Source organism: Aquicoccus porphyridii, from assembly GCF_008369105.1.
Classification (GTDB): Bacteria; Pseudomonadota; Alphaproteobacteria; order Rhodobacterales; family Rhodobacteraceae; genus Aquicoccus; species Aquicoccus porphyridii.
The window spans coordinates 1-394 of the sequence record NZ_VINQ01000192.1 but is presented as its reverse complement, the minus strand read 5'-3'; the positions used below and the strand labels follow the sequence as shown (position 1 = coordinate 394).

At 72.6% G+C, this 394-nt stretch carries 1 pseudogene; it reads right to left on the bottom strand.

The features are described 5' to 3' along the window. Positions 1-394, bottom strand: a pseudogene (locus FLO80_RS24140) (hypothetical protein); the annotation flags it as partial.

The following is a 394-nucleotide window of genomic DNA, read 5'->3' as shown; positions in this document are numbered from 1 at the left end:
TCGCCGGGCAGCAGCAGACGGACCTGCTGGAACAGGGTCTGGCCTTCCAGCGGCACGCCGGCGGCGACCACCTGGTCGATCGCCTCGGCGTCGGCGCGGGCGCCGCCGAGCAGGTGCAGCAGCGCCCGCGGCTCGGAGGCGAAGGCCAGCAGGCCGCGCTCGGGCTGGTAGCTGTAGTACAGCGGCTTGATGCCGAACTCGTCGCGCAGCAGGGTCAATTGCCGGGTCTGCGGGTCCCAGCTGGCGAGGGCGTACATGCCGTCCGGCAGTACCCCGCGCTGCAAGCCGTCGAGCAGCAGGCGGATCTCGCCATGGATTTCGCAGCCGGCCTGGTAGACCTCGCCGTTGTAGGCGACCCGCCGCTGGCCCTCCTGCGGCGGCAGCGGTACCGCCG